Origin of the sequence: Rhizobium pantanalense, assembly GCF_030182525.1 — a bacterium.
GTDB lineage: Bacteria > Pseudomonadota > Alphaproteobacteria > Rhizobiales > Rhizobiaceae > Rhizobium.
The window spans coordinates 185571-207902 of record NZ_JAQJCH010000008.1 but is presented as its reverse complement, the minus strand read 5'-3'; the positions used below and the strand labels follow the sequence as shown (position 1 = coordinate 207902).

Below are 22332 nucleotides of genomic sequence, written 5' to 3'. Positions count from 1 at the left end.
CTCAGGCCAGCAAAAGTCGCAGTATCTCGTGGCGGCCCGCCACGCGAGCCTCGAAACTGATTGTCTGTCGACCGCTTCTATGCCGCGCCGCATGAAGAACCCCGATCAAGACGCCCGGACCTCTTCGGACGTGCAAGGGCAGACAAGAATCGATCTCAGGCTTCCTTGCTCTTCGAAGCCCTCATGGACACGCGCCAAGGCGACATGTTGGCCGATGCCCAAGGATGCCAAACCGAAGATCTATCCGGCGGGCACCCGCATTCCATACGACGCACACTAGGATATTTGCTCGAACGTATCGGCGTTGGTTTGCACGGAATGAGCCCAGCCGAGCTTTCGCGCCCGACCGGACTGCTCGGGCTTCCTGCTGGTCACAACATGCCAGATCGTCTGAAGCTTTTTCTCGCGCAGCATTCCTGTGAATGAGCAGATGGAAGTCGAACCTTTGCCCGCCATTCCAAAAGCGAAATTTATGCAATCGTCGAACCAAACGCCAGCCACCGGCAACTCGGAGCCAAAAAAGGCACTATCTTGCAGAGCAGTCTTGAATGTCCCTCTGATTAAGCCATCCTGCTCGTCGGTGATCGTGACCGTGGAGCCATATTGATTGCGCCAAATTCCAATCCAGCTCATGACGGATGTCTCCTTGACGTTATCGTGGCCGCAAGTCGATCAGACGCTGCGGGCCTGTTCGGGGTCGGTCAACCGAATTCCTCGACAAATCCTTACACAGACGCCGGCAGACTTACGGAGCGTTATTCACGAATAGGACGTGTGTAGCCTGCTTTTTTCCCTTTGGCTCCAGAGACCGGAGATGTATCAGCCTCGCGCTCCGTCTCCTGGTGCTGCTCTTCGGCCCGCTGCCAATGATCGAGATCGCGCCCTTCGGGCCGCCCTTCTTGCTCCCAAATCCTATAGGCTCGCTCACGGCGCTTGGCTTCATCGTCATTCATTGACTTGCTCCTCAATGTTGAATGCGGATTTCTCAAGCTTGAACGGCATCGCTGGCGATGCCGCGCTCCATTCCCGTCTGACCAGGAAGGCTCCAATCAAAAAAGCCTGTGACGGCGTTTTCTTTCTTGCGTATACGCAGCGTCCCCTGCTGGTCGGTGCCATTCGAAGCGGCGTCGCGTGCCCATATTCGTGCCTGCCCTCATAGTGGCGATCTAATCGACCACGAGATCGAAAGTTCCCTCTGGATTGCGGAGAAGCGCGCGTAGATTGTGCGTGCGATGGTGCCTCGCCGAAGATGGCGCGCACGGCGCCCGCTCAAGAGGGCATGGCTAAAAGTTCCGCTTTGGCAGTCGGCGATGCATTTTTCAGCTGCTTTTGCTCCGATGAAGGAACTCTGGATGCCTAGGCGAGTTTGGGTCTTTCTTTCAAGGAGGACAATAGACATGCAAGTGAACGCAGCAATGACGCGCGACGTGCGCGTCGTAAATCCCAACCATTCCATCCGCGACGCCGCGGTCATGATGGCCGATCTGGATGCCGGCATTCTTCCTGTCGGCGAGAACGATAAGCTCGTGGGCATGATCACGGATCGCGACATTACAGTACGCGCAGTGGCACGCGGCAAAGGACCCGACACCAGGATTGGTGACGTGATGTCGGCAGAAGTTAAATACTGCTTCGAGGATGACGATGTCGACGACGTGATGACAAACCTGGGGAACATCCAGGTACGGCGGCTGCCGGTGCTCAACCGAGACAAGCGACTGGTCGGCATACTCTCGCTCGGAGATCTCGCCGTTTCCATGGCTGATGGGTCCGCCGGTCCCGCGCTCGCCGAGATCTCCCGACCCGGTGGAGCGCATTCGCAGACCTGAACCAGCAATCATCGAAGGAATGACGCCATGTCTGCATCAAAAACAACGACAGACCATGAAACAATCCGTCAATGGGTGGAAGCAAGAGACGGTCGTCCATCACGTGTGAAAAGCGCCGGCGGCAATGGCGGCCTGTTGCGGATCGATTTTGGTGAGCCCGAGCAAAACTTCGAAGAAATCGGCTGGGACGAGTTCTTCCGGATTTTCGACGAGAACAAGTTGGCGTTCCTCCATCAGGAGGAGACGGAGGACGGTCGCGAAAGTCGCTTCAATAAATTCGTCAATCGGTCGTGATGTCGGCGGCAGGCTTACGCCGGCGGCAGTGATAATTCCTGGAAAGGCAGTTTAACATGCCCAAGATGATGGCCATTAGAATGCATGAATTCGGCGATGCCGACGTATTGCGGCTTGATCAGATCGAACGTCCCTCCCCCGGTGAAAACGAGGTTTTGGTCAGGGTCGCGGCAGCAAGTGTCAATCCTGTCGATTGGAAGATCCGCAAAGGCGGCTATCCTGCGGTCAAGCAAGGTGACCTGCCGATTGTTCTTGGACGCGATCTCGCGGGCACTGTCGAGGCTCTTGGTCGCAACGCTACGGGCTTTGCCAGCGGCGATCGCGTAATCGCGTTCCTCGGCATGAAGCATGGTGGCTATGAGGAATACGTCGCCGTTCCGGCGGCGTTGCTCACGAAAATGCCATCGTCGATCAGTTTCGAGGAAGCGGCCGCCATTCCGCTCGCCGCCATGACCGCATGGCAGGGATTGTTTGATCATGGCCGCCTTCGAAGCGGTGAGCGGGTTTTGATCCATGGAGGGGGTGGAGGTGTTGGCCATTTCGCGATCCAGTTCGCGAAGGCGAAGGGAGCCTGGGTCGCCACGACTGTCTCGGGCCTGGACACCGATCTTGCCCGGCGCCTTGGGGCGGATCAAGTCATCGACTACAAGTCCGAACGTTTCGAGGATGCGCTTGATCCCGTCGATATGGTTTTCGATCTTGTCGGCGGTGAAACACAAAAACGTTCGTTCGGAGTTATCAAGAACGGAGGAATTCTGGTGTCGACACTCGGCGAGCCGGAACGACCAGACACCGTATCCGGAAATATTCGGGTTGCCGGCTATATGGCCAAGCCGAATGCGGACCAGCTTCATGAAATCGCCGATCTGATAGAGCAAGGGCAAGTCAAAGTCCTCCTCCACAAGGTCTTTCCGCTTGATAAGGCCGCCGACGCGCAACGAACCCTGGAAAACGAGCACGTCCAAGGAAAAATCGTTCTGAGCGTGGACTGATCGGTGAAGGCGGCGGCCGTGGTTCCTGCGCCGCCATGATGCACGGCGAGCGTCATGCGCAACAAGAGCCAGTCATGCCGGGTGTGCTCAAGCACGAATGCTTGCATCGATATCCAACGTCTCGCTGAGCCGCCCCATCTGGTCGTCAGACTCATGGCGCAATGATTTCAGATTGCTGGTATCGATAGGAATTGCTCCGCGGCCTCGGAGGCCGCGGAGCATGGCTTCGTCGCAAGAAGAATAGTTTGCAAGGAGGCAGAAGCATTTCCCCGACCTTGCTCGGCACGATCAAAGGCCGTGCGACGAAGGCGAATGCTTGGCTTCGTTGTGGAGTTACTTCGGGGTCACGTCGAAGCCGAACCATTTCTGAGACAGCTTTGCGATCGTGCCGTCGGCTTTTGCCGCTGCGATCGCGTCGTTGAACATCGTCTTCAGCTGAGTGTCGTCCTTGCGCAGGCCGACGGAACTGCCGCGGCCGAGAAGGCCGCCTTGGAAGCGAGGTCCGGTTACGGTCATATCTTCATTGCCGGGCTTTGCCGCCGCCGTCGACAGATAGGCCATTGACGCCATGATGAGATCGACGCGGCCCGCCTTCAGGTCGAGGTCATGTTGCTCGGTCGTCTTGTATTCGCGAATATCGGCAACGCCCTTCAGATATTTGTCGAGGAAGGTTGCCGCGATCGATGCCGTCTGCACGCCGATCGTCTTGCCCTTGAGCATCGGTTCGAGTTCCTTCAGCGCCTTGGCCGCGCCGGCTTCATCCGTCGCGAGCGAAAACACCTGGCCCTTCATGGGAAGATCGACAAGGGGGGAATCCTTCAGGGTTGCGAAAGTCTGGCCGGTGGTACCGTAGGAATCGCTGAAAGCAATGACCTCCTCCCGCTTTGCGGTTGCCGACATGCCGGAAATGATCGCGTCGAATTTACCCGCATTGAGCGCCGGGATCATGCCGTCGAAGGGCTGGATGACGGTCGTGCATTCGACTTTCATGTGATCGCAAAGATATTTGATCAGTTCGATCTCATATCCGTCGAGGCTGCCGTCCGCCTTGGTGAAATTCCATGGGCGAAAGGCGCCTTCGGTCGCGATGGTGATATGCGTCCACTTTTTGTCCTCCGCGTGCACGACGCTCGCCGTCGCGAGGGTGGCGACCATCATGATCGCAGTCAGAAGTCCGGTCAGGTATTTCATGATCGAGTTCCCCATTGTAATTGAGCTTGAAATTATTGGCTGATGAACTGGCGAAAGCGTTCGGACCGTGAACCGGCAAAGACATCCTGCGGCTTGCCGTCTTCCTCGACGACGCCCTTGTGCAGGAAGATGACGCGGCTCGAGACATCGCGCGCAAAGCCCATCTCATGCGTAACGACGAGCATGGTGCGTCCCTCCTCGGCGAGCGCGCGCATGACCCTCAGGACCTCGCCCACAAGCTCGGGGTCGAGCGCCGATGTCGGTTCATCGAACAGCATGACCTTCGGATGCATGGCGAGCGCACGCGCGATGGCCGCGCGCTGTTGCTGTCCCCCCGAAAGATGAGCCGGATAGAAATTGCGCTTGTCGGCGATACCGACCTTGGCGAGCAGCGCTTCCGCTTCCTCGACGCATTCGGCGCGCGAACGGCCCTGGACGTAGACGGGCGCTTCGATCACGTTCTCCAGCACCGTCTTGTGGGACCAGAGATTGAAGCTCTGAAACACCATGCCGAGCTGGGAACGGATGCGATCAACCTGCCTTCCATCAGACGGGCGATGGATGCCACGGGCTGTGCGCTGCATGCGGATCGTTTCGCCCGCCACGGTCACTTCACCGGAATCGGGCGTCTCCAGCAAATTTATGCATCGCAGGAATGTCGATTTTCCAGAGCCTGACGAGCCGAGAATCGAGACGACGTCGCCTTCCAGCGCATCGAGCGAGATACCCTTGAGCACTTCGACCGGCCCAAAGCTCTTATGCATGTCGCGCACGCTGAGTGCGATTGGCATGACGGTCATTGTGGATCTCCTACAGGGGCCGCCGCAGCGGCGGTATCGCGCATCACCGGCACGGGCGGGCGCAGATGCGGGCTCAGCCGGTATTCGGCAAACTGGATGAGGCGCGTCAGCACGAAGTTGATCGCCAGGTAGATGGCGCCTGAGACGACGAAGACCTCGATGGCGCGATAGGTCTCCGAAATGATCTTCGCCGCAACGCCCGTGACTTCCATCAGCGTGATGATCGAGGCAAGCGATGTCGCCTTCACCATCGAGATCATCTCGTTGCCATAGCCTGGCAGCGCCTGGCGGATGGCAAGCGGCAGGATGATGCGCCGGAACATCATGAGACGATGCATGCCGCAGGCTCGCGCAGCCTCCACCTGCCCATGCGGCACCGAGAGCAGACCGCCGCGGATGATTTCGCTGGCGTAGGCCGCGGTATTCAGTGTCAGCGCCAGGACGGCGCACCAATAGGGATCGCGCAGAAACGGCCATAAAATGCTGTGACGGATGACGGGGAACTGGCCGAGACCGTAGTAGATCAGGAAGATCTGGACGAGCAACGGCGTGCCGCGAAAGACGAAAACGTAGAGCCGGGCAAACCAGTCGAGGACGGTGACGCCCGACAGGCGAGCGAGCGCCAGAAGCAATGCGAGGATAGCGCCGAGGCAGATCGACGTCACCGCAAGTTCGATCGTCAACGGGATCGCCGCGACAAGGCTCACGAAAGTCTCTTCAAGGAATTGCCAATCCATCAGCGTTTCCTCACACCGCGCGACAGATGGCGCTCGGCCTGCCGGATGATCAGGCTGGATAGGGTCGAGATCATCAGATAGATCACTCCTGCGATCAGGTAGAAATCGAACGGCAGTCCCGTCGACCCCGCGCCGACCTGCGCCTGGCGCAGCAATTCGGCGACGCCGGTGATCGAGACCAGCGCCGACTCCTTGAGGACGACCTGCCAGACGTTACCGAGCCCCGGCAGCGCATGACGCAAGGTCAGCGGCGCGATAATCCGGCGCAGGCGCAGCCAGCGCGGCATTCCGCAGGCGATGGCGGCCTCGATCTCACCAGGATGCACGGCCTTGAACCCGCCGCGCAGCACTTCGGTGAACTGCGCACCGGACGTGACGCCGACAGCAAGGGAACCAGCCAGGAAACCCGGAAAACCGAGGAAGCCCTCCGCCCCGAACATCTTGCCGATGGCCGTAACGACCGCGCTGCCGCCGAAGTAAAAGAGATAGATGACCAGCAGATCGGGGATGCCGCGAAGAACCGTCGTATAAGCATCCGCCGTGGCGCGGGCAAAACGGTTGCCGGCGATCTTGCCCCACGCGCCGAGCGTTCCGATGCAGGCGCCGACTGCATAGCCGGCAATTGCGACAAGAATGGTCATCCAGGCGCCGGCCAGGAGAGCATGACCCCAGCCATCCGGACCGAAGCCAGCAAGCTCGAATAGGGTTGGCTGGTTCATGCGCTTGACCTGAAAGAATGGATGTGGGCAAGGGAAGTCATGGTTTTAGCTTCGGCCAGGAACGATGGATGCGGGACGCGCTCAATTGGCCTCGAAGGTCGGCGTCAGGTCGATCTTGCTCCATTTTTCCGAGAGCTGCTTGATCGTGCCATCCTTGGCCGCCTGCTTGATGGCATCGTCGAATTTCGCCTTTAGATCGGTCTCGCCCTTGCGCATGCCGAGAGCGACCTCCGTTGCCAGCATCGCCCCCTTCACCAGAGGGCCGGACATCATCAGATCGTCGTTGCCGGGTTTGGCGAGCACGGAGGTTTCATAGACGCCGCTATCGAAGCCGGCATCGATGCGGCCCGCCTTCAGATCAAGATCGCGCTCTCCGGAGTTCTTATAGGCACGCACCGTCACATCGGATCCGAAATAGGAATTGATCAGCTGCTCCTGGCTGGTCGACTGGACGACGCCGACCGTCTTGCCTTTCAAAGCCTTGCCGATCTCCGCCATCACCGGATCCGCCTTCGCCTTGTCGTTGAGATTGAGCCGCTCACCCGTCATCGGCAAGGGTGAAACCGATCCATCTTTCACGAGCAGGAAGCTTGCGACACCGCTCGCATAGGGCACGGTAAAATCGACCACCTGTTTGCGCTTCTCGTTGATGCCGAGCGTCATCACAAGATCAAATTTGCCGGCGTTGAGGCTTGGGATCATCGCGTTCCATTCGCCGGCGATCAGCTCGCAATCGACCTTGGCGCGCTTGCAAAGATCGTTGATGAGATCAACGTCGAAGCCGGCAAGCTTGCCGCTCGAATCCATCAGGTTCCACGGCGGGAATGCGCCTTCGATGCCGACCTTCACGTGTGTCCAGTCCTTGGCGCCGGCGGTCAGCGGAGCAAGGAAAGCAATCATGCCGAATACGGCGGCAAGCATTGTTCTGTTTTTCATGTTCGTTCCCCTTTTCGGCCGCTTAAGCGGCCTTTTTTTAGATCCGGTATTCTCCGCGTCAGTTTTCCAGAGCCCTTCGCAGGGCGGCATTAGCTTCCCGCAGCGCGTGAGCGACGCGATTTCTCGTCTGACGCGCGTGAACGACGTAAAAGGCGGTATCCGGCGAACCCTCATCCAGTCTCGCCAGCGCGCGCAGCCCTTCCAGAGAGGGCCAGGCGACGTGCGGCAGCGCGGAGTCGGGATGGAAGCGTTCACCGCTCGTATAGTTCAGCGGCACCAGATGCCGTCCTGCGCGCATCAGCGAAGCATCGATCCGCGCCGCTCCTTCCGGCGTGGGATCCCTCACCTGCAGAAGCGAATTTGCGTTGACGCGCAAGTCTTCGACAGCCTGGGCTAGGCCGGAGATATCGAGACGGCCGGCAAGCGCTGCCTGCAATTGCCCGACCTGCTCGTCGAGGGAGGCGGCATATTGGGTGTAATCCAGCGGCAGGACGGGCAAAGTCAGCAGCCGCCAGAGAACCTCGAGAACAATCGCCGTGTCGCGGCAAAGATTGTCCGGATCGATATGTTCCGCGGTATCGTGCGGCGTATGCCACCACCATCCGAGCGCCGTCAGCATCTTGACAGGCCCCGGCGGCTGATGGCTGAGGCTGCCGAACATTGAGGGAATACCGATGCCCCAGAAGGACTGATCCGCAGCGCGGCCATGACGCTTGCCGGCGTGTTTCTGTCCGGTCACACGCTCGATCACATCCGCAGCCAAGGGCCTGAGTTCGTCGATCACACCGGAATTGGTGAGGACGGTAGCACCCTCGCCGCCAGTGGAATCGACGTTGACATGGACGGCGCAGCGGCGATCGAGTTCGTCGAAATATTCGTCGGCGTACCAAGCGGAGCCCGAGTAGCGGCCATGGGAATGACCGGACCAGAAGCATATGCGCAAGCCCCGGCGCCATTCTGAGGCACAAAGCGCGAGCAGGCGCGCCGCCTCGAGCATCGTCGCATTAGCGCCGCCATTGTCCATGACCCCGAAATGCCAGGTATCGTGATGGCCCGAAAACAGGACGAAAGGTCCATTGTCGCCTTTCGGTTGAAGCTCGGCAACAAGCAGCGGCGTCTTGCGCCAACCGGTATCGACGTCCGCGAATAGCGTTGCAGTCACGGCCTCTCCGCGCGCAAGCCTTTCACGCAGGCGGCCGCCATCATCCTTCGCGATCGAGCAGATGACGGTCGTCGGCAGCCTGTCGCGCGTGTGTTGCGACGGGCTGCCCCAGACCGGGGAGACGCACATCTCATAGAGATGCTCGTTCGGACTGATGTGAAGTTCGCCGAGCGCGCCGAAAGCACTCGCAAGCGCGGCCACTTCTTCGGTCGCGATACCATCGACCAGAACGATCTTGCCGGCGATATCCTTGCCTGCGAAATCGGCTTCGGTTCCCTCGCCGACATGGATGAGATTGCCGGTTACCCCCGAGGCTGACGTCGAGACCGACATGGAATGCGTGATGCAACGAAGGTTCTCGCCATCGATCTCAACCGTGGCGGCACGTGGCAAGCTGATGAAGGCATCGTGCGTCAAAAGCTGCGTGCAATAGCCAAAGCCATCCATCTCAGCCTGGAGATAGCGGAAGCTTTCCAGCTCCTCGGCCGTGCCCGAAAGCTTTACCCGGCGCGCGAATTCGCCGATATGCGCCATTAAGCGCGCGCGATCGGGCTTCAGACCGGCCTCAGCCATTGACCTTCTCCGGCAGCGGCGGCTCGACATCGTCCGGGATCGGATTGACGAAGGGCGTACCTTCGAGACGTGCCTTGTGATCTTCCTTGGCCGCCGCGATGAGCGCTGGATTGCGGATGAGTTCGACGGCCGTGCTCGCCATCACCTTGGCAGCATGTTCGGTGCCCTTGTGAGCGACAGGCAGCTTGCCTTGCGCGACGAGCTGCCAGGAGTGGCCGGGCGTGCCGATCGCATAGGTGGCGCCGCGCATCTGCACGGTCGGGACGACCCAGCTGACCGTTCCGACATCGGTCGAACCGACCAGCGTGCCGTCGCCGGCGTTCAACGGAAAGATTTCCTCACAGAGCGCCTGGCCCTTCTTCGGCTTCAATGCAAATCGGCCATAGGAAGCGGCAATATCCTCTGCGCTGAAGGTCTGCTGAAACTTCAGCGCGGTCTCGCGATCCGCGTCGTCAAACACGGGCGGCCCGAGCCGATCCAGCTGCGCGAACATGCATTCCTCGAGCGGTGTATTGCCGACGAGATTGGCGTCGCCGCTGATGATCTCGCTGCGAACCGTCGTCTCGGTCATCAAGGCGGCACCCTCGGCAACCTTCTTGACCCTGGCGACCAGCGAAAGGAGTTCTGGCAGGGTCCGCGCCCGCACGAGATAACGCACGGTGGCGCGCGCCTGCACGACATTGGGGGCCGTGCCGCCAGTATCGGTGACGGCATAATGGATGCGTGCCGTCGACGGCATGTGCTCACGCATGTAGTTGACGCCGACATTCATCAGCTCGACCGCATCCAGCGCGCTGCGGCCAAGATGAGGCGTGGCCGAAGCGTGCGAGGCACGGCCGGAAAAATGAAAATTGATCTCGTTGCAGGCGAGCGAAATGGGATTGTTGACGCCGGCGAAGGCTGCCGGATGCCAGGAGATCGCGATATCGACATCATCGAAAACGCCAGCACGAACCATGAAGCCCTTGGAGGATCCACCCTCCTCGGCCGGGCAACCGTAATAGCGCACCCTGCCCTTCAGGCCGTTTTCCGCGAGGAAATCCTTGACCGCGGCCGCGGCAAGCATCGAGCCGGCGCCCAGCATGTTATGACCGCAGCCATGGCCATTGCCGCCATCGACCAGCGGCCGCTCTTCTGCTACACCGGCTTCCTGGCTCAATCCCGGCAGCGCATCGAACTCGCCGAGGATCGCGATGACCGGACCATCCTCGCCCGCCTCGCCCATAACAGCCGTCGGCATGCCGGCGATGCCGCGCTCGACGCGAAACCCCTGGCGCTCAAGCATCTCGGCATGTTCTTCCGCGGATCGGTATTCCAGGTAGTTCGTTTCCGGAATGTCCCAGATTCGATCGCTGAGTGCGAAGAATTCGGCGCTTTTCTTTTCGACGATGCCCCAGACCGCATCAGAATTTTGCATGGACTTGCCATCCGCCTCATATAATGGATACTAAATTGGTACCAATTTATGTGCCAATAAGAACGGATGCGCAAGAGATGAGCATGAATATTTTTTCGGCAGCGATAACGAGCGTCGTTGTTGAAAAATGCGGACCTATGATAGTCATCGCCAACTTGGGAAGGTCTGGGAGAGCTGCATGAACTCGCTGGAAGCTGAAGCGGCAGCGCCGTCGCACGAAGATACGCCAGACGTGACCGAGCTCATTCTCCAGGACATCCTCGCGGGCAGGCTCCCACCGGGAACATGGCTGAAGCAGATCGATCTGGAGCGTCGGTACAGCTGCACGAGGCCGCAGGTGCGACGCGCGCTCGACCGCCTTGTCCAGAAGCGGCTTGTCGAGCACATTCCCAATCGCGGTTATCACGTGCACGAGCAGGATGGGCGCCGCGCCCAGGAAGTAAGCGATATCCGCGTGATCCTCGAAGTGGCAATCAGGGATCGTATCGTCGCCAATGCCGGCGATGCGGATATTGCAAATTTGCGCGCGCTGGCTTCGCGCTTCGACGATCTGGTGCTCAACGGCACCATGCTCGAACTTTACGAAGCCAACCTCGCTTTTCACCGGTACCTGCTGGTACTTGCAGGAAATCAGGAGCTTGTCGAACTCATCACTGAAATCCGGCAACGCACCTCATCGGCACCGGTCTCGCAATGGCGAACCCGAGCCCGCATCGAGCAGTCCGGGCGCGAGCACCAGCAGATGATCGACGCAATAGAGAAGCGCGACGTCGATATGCTCAAGGAACTGACCCGCAGGCATATATTGCAGACATAGCTGATATCGACCAAAGCCTGAATAAAAGGGCATGCCCGGCGGACCTATCGACCGGGCATGCCATCCCGTTGCACACCGCGGGCCGATCCCGCCCTGGACATCGGTGCCAGGTCACTCGTTCGGTCTTATGGCGAACGGAATGATGGCGGCCGCCAGAAACAGAACACCGCTATAGGCGAATGGGCTCCACCAGCCGACGCCGTCGAACAACATCCCGCCTGTGAAGGCACCCGCGGTGATTGCCGCCTGGATCAGCGCCACCAATAGCCCGCCGCCAGCCTCGAGTTTGTCCGGGATGGTGCGGGTCATCCATGTGTTCCAGGCAACCGGAATGGGCGTGACAAAGAACCCGAACAGGCAGAGGAGTGCGGCAATCGCAATACCCGACGGTGCCAACGGGATCAGCAACAGAGCGATCGCAGCAAGTGCCACGGGGAACCCGGCGAGGACGGCATCCAGATGCGCTCGCAGCAGGATGCCGATCAAGGACGTGCCCAGCAGGCCGAACAGGCCGATGCCGAGGAGCACGACCGACAGCTCGTTTACATCGAGCCTCGTCACATCTCCAAGGACCGGCCGAAGATAGGTCGATAGTGCGAACTGGCCCATGAAGAAGAAGGACATGGCGGCCATGCTGATTGCAAAGATGCGGTTTCGCAGCAACCCGAGCGGACCACCTCTGGCATTCTTCGAGCCGCCGGGCATCCGCGGCAAGGCGAAGATCTGCCAGACGAAAGCGATGATGCCGACCGGAACGACGATGAAGAAGGCACCGCGCCAGCCGATCAATCCGCCGAGGAAGCTTCCCAACGGCTGAGCGATGACCGTGGCCAGTGCAGTGCCGCCCTGCAGCATGGCGAGAGCCTTTGGAACGTCCTGTTCGGCAGTGATGCGCGCGACGATGGAGGTGGACAGCGACCAGAAACCGCCGATCGCGATGCCGATCAGCGCGCGACCGAGCATGAAGACGAGATAGTTGGGCGCGAATGTGATCGCCAGGCCCGAGAGCACCATCACGATCGTATAGGACAGGACCACCGTTCGCCGATCCAGCCGCCACAGCACCGTGTTGCTGAACAGGCTGGTGACGACCGCGAAAAATCCGGAAACGGAAATCGCCTGCCCCGCCTGGCCGGCGGTAATGCCAAGCTCTTCGGCGATCGGGGTTAGCAGGCTGACGGGCAGGAACTCGGAAGCGACAAGGGTGAAGGTCATCAGCGTCATGCAGATGATCGCAGCCCATGGGCTGGCCGTTCGCGCGACGGCGCGGTCATAGGTGGTTTCCATGACAATTATCCAAAGTTGCTCGAAACGCGCTGTTCAGCGGATAGTTTCGATGATGGCGGAGGCGCTCGTTACCGCAATAAATTGCCTTTTCTTCATGGCCTGCTCCTCACATTCTGAGCAGCGCCTTGATGGCCCGGCGCTCATCCATGGCCTTGTAACCATGCGCGACATCGGCAAGCGGAACCGCCAGATCGAAGACCTTTCCGGGATTGATTTGACGCGTCATGATGAGATCGATGAGATGGGGAAGGAAGCGACGTACGGGGGCCGGGCCGCCGAGCAGGTTCTTCTGCTGGAAGAACAGCATCTGCCCGTCGAGTTCCACACCATGCGGAACGCCGACATAGCCGATCGAGCCACCGGGTCGGGCGCTGTTGATCGCCTGTAGCATGGATTCCTGCGTACCGACGCATTCAAGAACGGAATCGGCACCTATCCCTCCTGTCAGTTCCTTGATCTTCGCCGCACCCGCGTCGCCGCGCTCGATGACGATGTCGGTCGCACCATATTCGAGGGCAAGTTCCTGGCGTTGCTTGTGGCGGCTCATGGCAATTATGCGCTCTGCGCCCATCTGTTTGGCGGAGAGCACGCCCATGAGCCCGACGGCGCCATCGCCGACCACGACCGCCGTGCATCCCGGGGTAACGCGTGCAGCATCCGCCGCATACCAACCCGTGCCCAAAACATCGGAGGCCGCAAGAAGGCTCGGGATCAAGTCATCCGACGGCATGGTGTCGGTCGCAACCAGGGTTCCCTCGGCGAGCGCGATCCGTGCATAAGGTGCCTGAGCTGCGGACATGAACTCGCGATGTTCGCAAGACGACTGAAAGCCGAACCGGCAATGCGGGCATGTGTTGTCCGAAAGGCAGAACGAGCCGACGACGAACTGGCCTGGTCGGATCGTCTTCACCTCGCTGCCGACCTCCACGACGACCCCACAATATTCGTGCCCCATACGCTGTGGCCCTGTCACCGCCTGGATGCCGCGGTACGGCCAAAGATCGGAACCGCAGACACAGGACGCCGAGAGCTTGATGATAGCATCGGTCGGCCTGAGGATCTTCGGCTCCGGGACTTCCTCGCAACGAATGTCACCGGGGGCATGAAGGACTGTTCCGAGCATGGCATGGTCTCCCGTCGGCGCGCATTGCGCCTGCCTGTTTCGTGATCGGGAGATCAGATAGCACTGCTCGATCAATCGGATTAGATAGGGTAATTTGCATGAACCTATCGAAAATTGATATTAATATACCTCGCGAATTTGGGGTAGGACGAGGTTATGCCACGGGAAAATTTCAACGAACTGCTGGTGTTCCTGGCCGTCGCCGAGGAACGGAGCTTCACGAAGGCGGCCGCAAAGCTGGGCACATCCCAATCGACGCTTAGTCATGCGGTGAAGAAACTTGAAGAACGTCTGGGCATGCGCCTGCTGACGCGCACGACGAGAAGCGTCGGATTGACCGAGGCGGGCGAACGGCTGCAACAGTCCCTGTCACCCCGGATCGCGGAGATCGAAGCGGACATCGAAGCGTTGACCGTCTATCGGGAACGGCCGGCAGGAACCGTCAGGATCACGCTTTCCAACCACGCCATGGAAAGTGTCGTGTGGCCGAAATTGTCGTCCATCCTTGCCGATTACCCTGATATCAAGCTTGAGCTCAGCGTCGATGGCAGCTTCCGCAACATCGTCAAAGACGGGTTCGATGCCGGCGTCAGACTTGGCGAAAGCCTCGAGAAGGACATGATCGCGGTACGCATCGGCCCCGACTGGAGGCTGGTGGCGGTCGGCTCACCAGAGTATTTTAGAACCCGATCAGCACCGCTGACCCCACAGGAACTGATGCGTCACAACTGCATTCGCCGACGCCTCGACCGCATCGGCGGTCTCTATGCCTGGGAGTTCGAGAAGGACGGAGAGGAGATCCGGATCAGGGTCGAAGGCCAGCTCACGTTGAATACCGATCGCGAGATGATATCGGCTGCTCTCGACGGACACGGAATTGCCTACGTTCCGGAAAGCTACGTCGAGCACCACCTAGAGGCGGGGCGGCTTCAGCTTGTCCTCGACGACTGGTGTCCGAAATTCGCCGGCTACTACCTCTATTATCCCAGCCGCAGACAGAATCTGCGCGCATTCTCCGTCGTCATCGATGCCCTTCGCGAAAGAGGCTGAAGTCACACGAAAGGCAATGATGGTGGCCGGCATCGCAAGCGTGTCAGATGAGAACTTCAGGTTCAAAATCTGGCTCGACCGTGGTCACCGCGACCGTCAGCTGATAACCGCCGTTGCGGATCGTTCTGAATATCGGCTCGTCAGCCGTTTCGCCGAGCTTGCGACGCAGCCGGCTGATGAGAACGTCGATCGAACGGTCGGCTGGATCGCGGTCGCGTCTCTGTGTCAGGTCGAGCAGTTGATCCCGCGATAGCAGCCGGCCGGGACGCTCCAGAAAGGTTCTGAGAAGATCAAATTCGGCTCCAGTTAGCGCAATCGGCTCGCCATTGCTCCTCGTTATCCGGCTACGCTGCGGATCAAGTATGATGTCCGCAAACCGAAAGCACTTCGCCTGAGGCGCGGGTGGCGCTCTAAAATTCATGCGACGCAAGACGGCACGGATGCGCGCCGTCAACTCACGAGGATTGAACGGCTTGCAGAGATAATCGTCGGCGCCGATCTCGAGGCCGAGGATACGATCGATGTCCTCCTTCAGCACTGTCAACAAGATGACAGGAACCCGACTGTGATGGTTCTGCAAATCGCGGCAGAGATCGAGACCCGATCCGTCGGGCAGCATGACCTCCAAAATTATGAGATCGGGAGGACACCGAGCAAGAATCTCTCTGCAGCCATGAAGATTGCTTGCCGTCCTGACGCGGAAGCCTTGGTCGCCAAGATGTTCGCTCAGAAGGTGGCGAATCTTGTCATCGTTATCAACGACCAAGATATCGGGGACGATCGTTAAACTCATGAATTTCCTCTATCGCCAATCCGGTCGAGGTCATTGCCGACGCTCAACGCTTGATCGCTGAGAACTGCCGAAGACCGCAGCTCAAGCCGCGCCTCTCCGAAAGCGACGGTCAACCATGACCATGTCCTCGCCGTGCATGATCAGGCCGGAATGCAACGGCTCTGCGGTCCACGGGAGCAGGAGCTTCTGTGGCACTTTCGGGGGATAGGCCGATCCGACGCAGGAGCCGCTTAAGGACTGTTTCCAGGTCATCGACGAAGGTGAAAATGACGGGAATAACGATGAGGCTGAGCAGCGTCGACATCGTCACGCCGCCGATCACGACGATCGCCATCGGCTGACGGAAGCTTGAATCGCCGCCCGTCAGGCTGAGGGCGACGGGAAGCATGCCCGACGCCATGGCAATGGTGGTCATGACGATCGGCCGCGCGCGCTTGTGACATGCATCGATAAGCGCGTCGAATCTGGACATGCCTTGCCGTCGGGACATGATCGCGTATTCGATCAGAAGGATGGAATTCTTCGTCACCACACCCATCAGCATTAGCAGCCCGATGACGGCCGCCATCGAGAAACTGGTTCCCGTCAGCACCAGTGGCAACAGCGCACCTCCAAGCGAGAGCGGCAGAGCCATCAGAAGCGTGAGCGGCTGCAGGAAATCATGGAACAACAGGACGAGGACGGCATAGATGCAGAAGATGCCGATTGCCATGGCAAGGCCGAAACTCTGAAACAGCTCCGAGCTGCGTTGCAGCTCCCCCTGCTCCACCAGCGTGACGCCCTGCGGCAGGTGCTTGAGCGCCGGCAATGCCTGCGCCTCGCGGTTGACGTCGCCGAGAATGCGGCCGTTGAGCTCGACGGAAATCGTGACATTGCGCATGCGGTCGATCCGGTCGATCTCCGAGGGACTGCCACCGATGCGGATGTCGGCTATCGATCCGAGATCGACGCTGCCATTCGTCCCCACCACGCGCATATTCTTGATATCGTCGAGATTGGTGCGCGTTTCCGGGGAAAAGCGCACGACGATCGGGATCTGACGCTGCGGCAAGGTGAGCTTCGGCAGATCCGAGGAATACTCGCCGTTCGTCGCCACGCGCACGGCGCTGGCGATCGCGTTGGACGTTATGCCGAGCGCAGCGGCACGCGCAAAATCGGGCGTAATCTGGATTTCAGGTGCTTGTCTGGCCGCCGTCGATGTGACCGCACCGATCCCCCGGAGCGTGCGAAGCTGTTCCTCGAGCGCCGCGCCCGCGCTGTCGAGCACACCGGCGTCGTCACCGGCAAGAGTGATTTCGAGCTTGGTGCCATTACCGCCACTGCCGACCTCCACACGCACTCCCGGAAGGGCCGACAGTGCCTGCCGGATATTGTTCTCGATTTCCGACTGCTTTCGATCCCGCTGGGAGATCGGCGTCACGACCACCACGATCGTTGAGGAGGCGACGTCACTCGTGGAACTGCTATCGATCCCGCCACCGGAAGATGAAGAACCAACTGAAGAGAAGACATGCGTGACATCAGGCAGCTCGCCAATAATATCGGCGGCCCTGCGCGTCATTGCAGCGGTCTGCTGGATGGTGGAACCGGGTTGCATCGTCAGCGTGATCTGCGTGCGGGCGTCATCCGAAGCGGGCAGGAAACCGGACTTCAGGAACGGAATGGTGGAAAGCGAAAGTCCGACGATGACAACTGTTATCGCAACCGTGGTCTTTCTGTAATTCAGGGCAGCCTTCGCGATCCTCATATAGGTGCGCATGATGCGGCCGTCCTTCTCCTCGGATGGGGAGGCCTTCATGAAATAGGCCGCCATCATAGGTGTCAGCAGGCGAGCAACGACAAGAGAGGCAAGGACCGCGACCGCAGCGGTAATCCCGAACTGCCGGAACAGAAGCCCCGGAATGCCGCCCATGAACGCCGTCGGCAGGAAGACCGCAACGAGCGTAAAGGTGGTTGCGATGACGGCTAAGCCAATTTCATTGGCGGCCTCCATCGCGGCATCAATCGGTCGCTTGCCCATTTGCAGATGGCGGGCAATGTTTTCGATTTCGACGATGGCGTCGTCCACGAGGATGCCGACCACCAACGACAGGGCAAGCAACGTGATGATGTTGAGGCTGAAACCGGCAAAATACATGGCGAGAAATGTCGGGATCACCGACAAGGGCAGCGCCACCGCCGACAGAATTGTCGCACGCCAGTCCCGAAGGAAAATCCAGACAACGACGATCGCGAGGATGGCGCCCTCGTAGAGCATGTGTATCGAGCCATGGTAATTCTCCATGATCGGTCCGATCGTGCTATAGGCCTGATCGATTTGCACATTGGAATGAGCTGCGGTGAATTTCTTTATCGCCACATCAACAGCTGCGGCGACCCCGCTATCTGAAAAGCCTTTCGAGCGCTTGATCTCGACCGCCACGATCGGTTTGCCATCGAGATAGGCCATCGACGTTCGAGACGCAAAACTGTCCCTGACCGATGCGATATCATCGAGACGCACGGCTTGCCCGTTTGCCAATGGGATCCTAAGCGCCCTCAGCGCTTCGACGGACGGCAGGTTTCCAAGCGTGCGTAGGGTCTGCCGCGCCTCCCCGATTTCGCCAAGACCGCCCGACGTATCGGCCTGCACGGCCTTGAGCTGCGACGACACGGTCGCCGCGGTAACCCCGAGCGATGCCATGGTCGATGGATCGAGATCCACATGAACTTCACGATCTATGCCGCCAATACGGTTGACCTGACCGACCCCCGGCACCGATAGCAGCGCCTTGGTCAGATCATTGTCGACGAACCAGGACAACTCGGTCTCGTTAAGATTGGTCGAGCGGACCGCATAAGTGACTAGCGCGGAGCTTTGGACGGTGCTCTTTGTGACACTCGGCGTCTCCATTTGCGCCGGCAAATCGGCTTTGACGCTATCGACGGCATTGCGGACCTCGTTGAGAGCCGCCTCGCTGTCCTTGTCCAGTTTGAAGGAGACCTTGATCGATACGGTGCCGTCGGTGATCGTCGTCGTGATGTGATCGAGATAGCTCAGCGTGGCAAGACTGTCCTCGATGGTGCGGGCGACTTCCGTCTCGAGCTGCGTCGGTGCAGCACCATCGAGCGTAGCGGAGATATTTATGGTCGGAAGATCCATGTCCGGGAAGTTCTGGATCGCCAGCTGCTTGAATGCCCAGAGTCCACCGAAGCCAAGCATCACGAACAGCAAAATCGCCGGCACGGGATTACGAATAGACCATGCTGAGAAATTCATCAGTTCGTCTCCGCAATCTTGACAAGATCATTGTCCGACAGGAACGCGCCGCCCGACGTTACGACCTTTGCAGACCGGTCCAGGCCGGACACGATCTCGACCTCGCCATTGTTGCGACGGCCTGTTTCCACCCGTATCCGCCGCACCCGGCTGTCATCGCTGGCCGTGAAAACGTAATTGAGCCCGTCACGGAAAACGATCGCCGTTTCAGGAACAGTCATGGCCGGCGTCGTCCGCAGCTCTATGCTGCCCGTGACGTAGAATCCGATCCGCGGCTGCATATCTGTGGGTAGCGCGACATAGATGATTGCGCGGCTAGTATCGGTGCTCACCGATGGCCCGACCAGCCGTACCCTGCCCTCGATCCGGCGACCGTCAGGGCCGTTGATGATGGCCTTCAAGCCTTCCGAAATGCTAGGAAGGTAGCGTGCCGACACTTCCGCCTGCCATTCAACACGCTGCTGGCGAACCATGCGAAACAACTCGGTGCCGGTGGAGACGACCGCACCGAGATCGGCTGAACGCGAGGTTATCAAGCCATCGTCCACGGCGGTAATCGTCGTTTGCCCAAGCTTGATCTTTTCGCTGTCGAGCGCCGCTTCCTCGGATGCAAGGCTTGCGGTTGCGGTCTGCTCGTCAGCGAAATATTCGGTGATCTTCTCGGCCGACAAGGCACCGGATGTGCGAAGCTGCCGCGCCCGATCCGCATTGGCCGTGGCTTTGGCAAGACTAGCCTTGGCCGTCGCCACAGCAGCTTCCTGTTTGCGAAGCTCGGCCAGAACACTGTCCTGCGATAGCCGCGCCAGCGTCTGTCCCTTCTTCACCACGGATCCGACATCGACCAGAACGTCCGTGATGCGCAGGCCACTCGTTTCCGAGGCTATGATTGCGTCCTGCCATGATTTCAGCCAGCCGCTCGCCGGGACGGTTTCAGGCCAGCTCCGCAGCTCTGGTGCGGCGAGGGAAACGGTCAGAGCGGGCGCTGCGGCCTGTTCCGCCGCGGCATTTCGGAAGGGAAGGGAAAGGAGAAGCGCAGCCGCGACAAACGCGGCTGCGAATCCTATGGACGGCTTTTTCAACAATGCATTCCTTGCGATTCCTGACAGGAGCGCGAGCTGTTCCGATCGAGCAATCGATCACAGCTCATCGGCGTCAATCAGTAGCCGAACGAATGTTAAGTGCGGTCAAGTGAGTGTTAAGTTATGTAAAACTTGGCCTGAGCATTGCCTTTATACTGTATGCGTTGCCGATATGAACGATGGACAGGGTGAATGAGCAAGGTTCTTCTCATCGACGATGATGTCGAGCTAACGATGCTTTTGCGGGAATATCTCACTGAGGAAGGATATGATGTCTCAACCGACACGGATGGGCGCGCGGCTATTGCGGCCGCCGCGGCAAATACGGTCGACATCATCGTCCTCGATATCATGATGCCCCGGATGAACGGTATCGAGGTTCTGCAGCGTATCCGCAAGCTCAGCCAGATCCCCGTGCTGATGCTGACGGCAAGAGGCGATGACATCGACAGGATATCCGGCCTGAACCTCGGTGCCGACGATTATGTGCCGAAGCCGTGCTCGCCGGGCGAACTTGCGGCGAGGCTGCGTGCGATCTTGCGGCGGACGCATCAGCCGGCAGCTGCGTCGATTGACGCCGTAAAAGCAGGTCGGCTCGTGATTCATCCGGGCAAAAGAAGTGCCGAATGGTGCGGCGAGCCGCTCGAGCTGACCGGCACGGAGTTCGGTCTGCTGGAAGTCCTTGCTCGCAACGCCGGCCAGCTGGTGTCAAAGCAGGACATTTCCAAGCAGGCGTTCGGAAAGCCGCTTACGCCCTTCGATCGCCGCATCGATGTTCATATCAGCAGCGTTCGTCAGAAACTTGGCCTGCGAGAGGACGGGCAATCCTGGATCCAGTCCGTGCGAGGCTTGGGCTATCAACTGCTCGTGGATTGACCATGCCAAAACTCTTCTGGAAGTTCTTCACGATCATCTGGCTGACGCTCGCAGCAACCGTGGGCGTCGTGATAATTACAGTCAAGCTCATTCAGGCGGTCCCCTTCGCACGTGAGCTGGAACAGGACAGGCGGGCGCTCCTCGTCAACCTTGCTGCAAACATCCTGACCGAGGATGGCGAGGACGCCGCCAGACGTTTCGTGTTCACCAGCGAAAAAACGCAACCGATTGGCCTTTCCGTGTCGACGACCGCGAACGCCAATATATGCCCCCAGGAGAACGCGGCGGACACACGATCGGTTTTGAAGGACGGGAGTTGCTACCGAATTTTCGCAGCGACGCCGATGAGTTTCACCTTTGAAAACCTTGCTCCCATATTGCCGTGGCTCACGATCCTGATTTCGAGCACGATCGCGGCCGGTGCACTCGCCCGATATCTCATCCGCCCTGTCGTGCATCTGCGAAACGGCCTGAGCGCGCTTGCAAATGGCCGCTTCGACTTCCGCATCGGCGACAAGATGGCGGGACGAACGGACGAGGTCACGGCGCTCGCGCATGACTTCGATGCCAGCGCCGCGCGATTGCAGGAGCTTCAGGACGCACAGCAGCAGCTGTTTCACGATGTGTCTCACGAATTGCGCTCGCCATTGTCCCGCCTGCAGGCCGCCGTAGGGGTCCTGCGGCAGAGCCCCGCAAAACTCGATGCCATGCTGGACCGCATGGACCGGGAGGTCGAACGCCTTGATGTGCTGGTGGGTGAAATCCTGACACTTGCCCGGCTGACCGCCACCTCAAGCATGCCGTTGAAAACCCAATCCCTCGATGTCATCGAACTCCTGAACGAAATCCTGGGCGATGCGGCATTCGAGGCCCAGGCACGCGATGTTTCGATCACCACCAGCATCGGCGGCTCATTCCCGGCGGAAGTCGAGGGGGAATTGATCTACAGGGCGCTGGAAAATGTCGTGCGAAACGCCGTCAAATATACGGATGCCCGCTCACGCATCGCTGTGCTTTGCGAGATAAAGGACGATGTCCTCACTATTCGCGTCGCCGATCAGGGGCCGGGCGTCACGCGAGACGAGCTGGAGCGCATCTTTCAGCCCTTTTCACGCGGCAACGACGCCGTGACCGGAGACGGATACGGCCTTGGTCTCGCAATCACCCGGCAGGCGATCGAGCGCCATGGCGGGCGCGTGTTTGCGTCACTGCCCGCTGCCAGCGGCCTTACCATTACACTCGAAATACCTCGAAGGCCGACCGGCCACAGCAGGCTGGGAAGTGGTTCGGATGCTGCACAGCCCGCTAAAATCAACCAGCCGCAGCGGTAGCAATTCCTGTGATTGATCCGAACTGCAGGACGGGATCAGGTTGGGATAGGTCGAGTGGGTTGCCGGA

The 22332-nt window shown here is 59.5% G+C and carries 21 protein-coding genes; 7 read left to right on the top strand and 14 right to left on the bottom strand.

The window, feature by feature from the left end:
* Positions 1–276 precede the first annotated feature (276 nt).
* Both PH558_RS21315 and PH558_RS21310 read right to left on the bottom strand, forming a co-directional pair.
* A complete protein-coding gene (locus PH558_RS21315; protein ID WP_095438787.1) occupies positions 277–633 on the bottom strand; it encodes an avidin/streptavidin family protein in 357 nt (118 codons plus the stop codon).
* Positions 634–755: 122 nt separating this feature from the next.
* The gene (locus PH558_RS21310) at positions 756–953 is read right to left on the bottom strand and encodes a DUF2934 domain-containing protein (protein ID WP_285206324.1); all 198 of its coding nucleotides are present in this window, start codon (positions 951–953) and stop codon (positions 756–758) included.
* A 444-nt stretch (positions 954–1397) separates the two neighbouring features.
* Between PH558_RS21310 and PH558_RS21305 the strand changes: the two genes are divergently transcribed.
* The 3 genes from PH558_RS21305 to PH558_RS21295 all read left to right on the top strand — a co-directional run bounded on the left by PH558_RS21305 (position 1398) and on the right by PH558_RS21295 (position 3115).
* Positions 1398–1829, top strand: a complete 432-nt coding sequence (locus PH558_RS21305) for a CBS domain-containing protein (RefSeq protein ID WP_095438785.1) — start codon at positions 1398–1400, stop codon at positions 1827–1829.
* 27 nt (positions 1830–1856) lie between these two features.
* A complete protein-coding gene (locus PH558_RS21300) occupies positions 1857–2123 on the top strand; it encodes a hypothetical protein (RefSeq protein WP_095438784.1) in 267 nt (88 codons plus the stop codon).
* Positions 2124–2203: 80 nt separating this feature from the next.
* A complete protein-coding gene (locus PH558_RS21295) occupies positions 2204–3115 on the top strand; it encodes an NADP-dependent oxidoreductase (RefSeq protein WP_285206323.1) in 912 nt (303 codons plus the stop codon).
* 333 nt (positions 3116–3448) lie between these two features.
* Here the strand turns inward: PH558_RS21295 and PH558_RS21290 are convergent, their stop codons facing one another.
* The 7 genes from PH558_RS21290 to PH558_RS21260 form a co-directional block, all read right to left on the bottom strand.
* The gene (locus PH558_RS21290) at positions 3449–4306 is read right to left on the bottom strand and encodes a transporter substrate-binding domain-containing protein (RefSeq protein ID WP_095438783.1); all 858 of its coding nucleotides are present in this window, start codon (positions 4304–4306) and stop codon (positions 3449–3451) included.
* Between the two features lie 32 nt (positions 4307–4338).
* Positions 4339–5106: an ABC transporter ATP-binding protein gene (locus tag PH558_RS21285; protein ID WP_095438782.1), complete on the bottom strand. Its 768-nt coding sequence runs from the start codon at positions 5104–5106 to the stop codon at positions 4339–4341.
* On the bottom strand, positions 5103–5843 hold the full coding sequence (locus tag PH558_RS21280) for an ABC transporter permease (protein WP_095438781.1): 741 nt from the start codon (positions 5841–5843) through the stop codon (positions 5103–5105). Before PH558_RS21280 ends, PH558_RS21285 begins: the two co-directional genes overlap by 4 nt.
* Positions 5843–6562 (bottom strand): ABC transporter permease, encoded by a 720-nt coding sequence (locus PH558_RS21275; RefSeq protein WP_285206322.1) that lies wholly within the window; start codon positions 6560–6562, stop codon positions 5843–5845. The genes PH558_RS21280 and PH558_RS21275 overlap by 1 nt, the downstream gene beginning before the upstream one ends.
* Positions 6563–6643: 81 nt before the next feature.
* Positions 6644–7498, bottom strand: coding sequence for a transporter substrate-binding domain-containing protein (locus tag PH558_RS21270; RefSeq protein WP_285206321.1), 855 nt, complete (start codon positions 7496–7498; stop codon positions 6644–6646).
* Between the two features lie 58 nt (positions 7499–7556).
* Positions 7557–9233, bottom strand: coding sequence for a M28 family peptidase (locus PH558_RS21265; protein WP_285206320.1), 1677 nt, complete (start codon positions 9231–9233; stop codon positions 7557–7559).
* Positions 9226–10650 carry a M20 family metallopeptidase gene (locus PH558_RS21260; protein WP_095438777.1) on the bottom strand — a complete coding sequence of 475 codons (1425 nt, stop codon included), beginning with the start codon at positions 10648–10650 and terminating at the stop codon, positions 9226–9228. Before PH558_RS21260 ends, PH558_RS21265 begins: the two co-directional genes overlap by 8 nt.
* Positions 10651–10828: 178 nt before the next feature.
* Between PH558_RS21260 and PH558_RS21255 the strand changes: the two genes are divergently transcribed.
* Positions 10829–11467, top strand: a complete 639-nt coding sequence (locus tag PH558_RS21255; RefSeq protein WP_285206319.1) for a GntR family transcriptional regulator — start codon at positions 10829–10831, stop codon at positions 11465–11467.
* Positions 11468–11578: 111 nt separating this feature from the next.
* On the opposite strand, the gene PH558_RS21250 is transcribed toward PH558_RS21255, so the two are convergent.
* Positions 11579–12754 (bottom strand): MFS transporter, encoded by a 1176-nt coding sequence (locus PH558_RS21250; protein ID WP_285206318.1) that lies wholly within the window; start codon positions 12752–12754, stop codon positions 11579–11581.
* A 106-nt stretch (positions 12755–12860) separates the two neighbouring features.
* Positions 12861–13877 (bottom strand): zinc-dependent alcohol dehydrogenase family protein, encoded by a 1017-nt coding sequence (locus PH558_RS21245; RefSeq protein ID WP_095438774.1) that lies wholly within the window; start codon positions 13875–13877, stop codon positions 12861–12863.
* Between the two features lie 156 nt (positions 13878–14033).
* Between PH558_RS21245 and PH558_RS21240 the strand changes: the two genes are divergently transcribed.
* Positions 14034–14927 carry a LysR family transcriptional regulator gene (locus PH558_RS21240; protein ID WP_095438773.1) on the top strand — a complete coding sequence of 298 codons (894 nt, stop codon included), beginning with the start codon at positions 14034–14036 and terminating at the stop codon, positions 14925–14927.
* A 43-nt stretch (positions 14928–14970) separates the two neighbouring features.
* Here PH558_RS21240 and PH558_RS21235 read toward each other — a convergent pair whose 3' ends face one another.
* From PH558_RS21235 to PH558_RS21225, 3 genes are all read right to left on the bottom strand, one after another.
* Positions 14971–15720: a response regulator gene (locus PH558_RS21235; RefSeq protein WP_285206317.1), complete on the bottom strand. Its 750-nt coding sequence runs from the start codon at positions 15718–15720 to the stop codon at positions 14971–14973.
* Between the two features lie 109 nt (positions 15721–15829).
* Positions 15830–18979 (bottom strand): efflux RND transporter permease subunit, encoded by a 3150-nt coding sequence (locus PH558_RS21230; RefSeq protein ID WP_285206316.1) that lies wholly within the window; start codon positions 18977–18979, stop codon positions 15830–15832.
* Positions 18979–20058, bottom strand: a complete 1080-nt coding sequence (locus tag PH558_RS21225) for an efflux RND transporter periplasmic adaptor subunit (protein ID WP_285206315.1) — start codon at positions 20056–20058, stop codon at positions 18979–18981. The genes PH558_RS21230 and PH558_RS21225 overlap by 1 nt, the downstream gene beginning before the upstream one ends.
* Positions 20059–20250: 192 nt before the next feature.
* On the opposite strand from PH558_RS21225, the gene PH558_RS21220 reads away from it, so the two are divergent.
* Positions 20251–20934, top strand: a complete 684-nt coding sequence (locus tag PH558_RS21220; RefSeq protein ID WP_285206314.1) for a response regulator — start codon at positions 20251–20253, stop codon at positions 20932–20934.
* A gap of 2 nt (positions 20935–20936) precedes the next feature.
* Complete coding sequence (locus PH558_RS21215) at positions 20937–22265, top strand: HAMP domain-containing sensor histidine kinase (RefSeq protein ID WP_285206313.1); 1329 nt, start codon at positions 20937–20939, stop codon at positions 22263–22265.
* The last annotated feature ends 67 nt before the right edge of the window (positions 22266–22332 follow it).

Bases quoted from the DNA above. Each gene is read 5' to 3' on its own strand.
- PH558_RS21315 (WP_095438787.1), bottom strand. From the start codon at position 633: ATGAGCTGGATTGGAATTTGGCGCAATCAATATGGCTCCACGGTCACG.
- PH558_RS21310 (WP_285206324.1), bottom strand. From the start codon at position 953: ATGAATGACGATGAAGCCAAGCGCCGTGAGCGAGCCTATAGGATTTGG.
- PH558_RS21305 (WP_095438785.1), top strand. From the start codon at position 1,398: ATGCAAGTGAACGCAGCAATGACGCGCGACGTGCGCGTCGTAAATCCC.
- PH558_RS21300 (WP_095438784.1), top strand. From the start codon at position 1,857: ATGTCTGCATCAAAAACAACGACAGACCATGAAACAATCCGTCAATGG.
- PH558_RS21295 (WP_285206323.1), top strand. From the start codon at position 2,204: ATGCATGAATTCGGCGATGCCGACGTATTGCGGCTTGATCAGATCGAA.
- PH558_RS21290 (WP_095438783.1), bottom strand. From the start codon at position 4,306: ATGAAATACCTGACCGGACTTCTGACTGCGATCATGATGGTCGCCACC.
- PH558_RS21285 (WP_095438782.1), bottom strand. From the start codon at position 5,106: ATGACCGTCATGCCAATCGCACTCAGCGTGCGCGACATGCATAAGAGC.
- PH558_RS21280 (WP_095438781.1), bottom strand. From the start codon at position 5,843: ATGGATTGGCAATTCCTTGAAGAGACTTTCGTGAGCCTTGTCGCGGCG.
- PH558_RS21275 (WP_285206322.1), bottom strand. From the start codon at position 6,562: ATGAACCAGCCAACCCTATTCGAGCTTGCTGGCTTCGGTCCGGATGGC.
- PH558_RS21270 (WP_285206321.1), bottom strand. From the start codon at position 7,498: ATGAAAAACAGAACAATGCTTGCCGCCGTATTCGGCATGATTGCTTTC.
- PH558_RS21265 (WP_285206320.1), bottom strand. From the start codon at position 9,233: ATGGCTGAGGCCGGTCTGAAGCCCGATCGCGCGCGCTTAATGGCGCAT.
- PH558_RS21260 (WP_095438777.1), bottom strand. From the start codon at position 10,650: ATGCAAAATTCTGATGCGGTCTGGGGCATCGTCGAAAAGAAAAGCGCC.
- PH558_RS21255 (WP_285206319.1), top strand. From the start codon at position 10,829: ATGAACTCGCTGGAAGCTGAAGCGGCAGCGCCGTCGCACGAAGATACG.
- PH558_RS21250 (WP_285206318.1), bottom strand. From the start codon at position 12,754: ATGGAAACCACCTATGACCGCGCCGTCGCGCGAACGGCCAGCCCATGG.
- PH558_RS21245 (WP_095438774.1), bottom strand. From the start codon at position 13,877: ATGCTCGGAACAGTCCTTCATGCCCCCGGTGACATTCGTTGCGAGGAA.
- PH558_RS21240 (WP_095438773.1), top strand. From the start codon at position 14,034: ATGCCACGGGAAAATTTCAACGAACTGCTGGTGTTCCTGGCCGTCGCC.
- PH558_RS21235 (WP_285206317.1), bottom strand. From the start codon at position 15,720: ATGAGTTTAACGATCGTCCCCGATATCTTGGTCGTTGATAACGATGAC.
- PH558_RS21230 (WP_285206316.1), bottom strand. From the start codon at position 18,979: ATGAATTTCTCAGCATGGTCTATTCGTAATCCCGTGCCGGCGATTTTG.
- PH558_RS21220 (WP_285206314.1), top strand. From the start codon at position 20,251: ATGAGCAAGGTTCTTCTCATCGACGATGATGTCGAGCTAACGATGCTT.
- PH558_RS21215 (WP_285206313.1), top strand. From the start codon at position 20,937: ATGCCAAAACTCTTCTGGAAGTTCTTCACGATCATCTGGCTGACGCTC.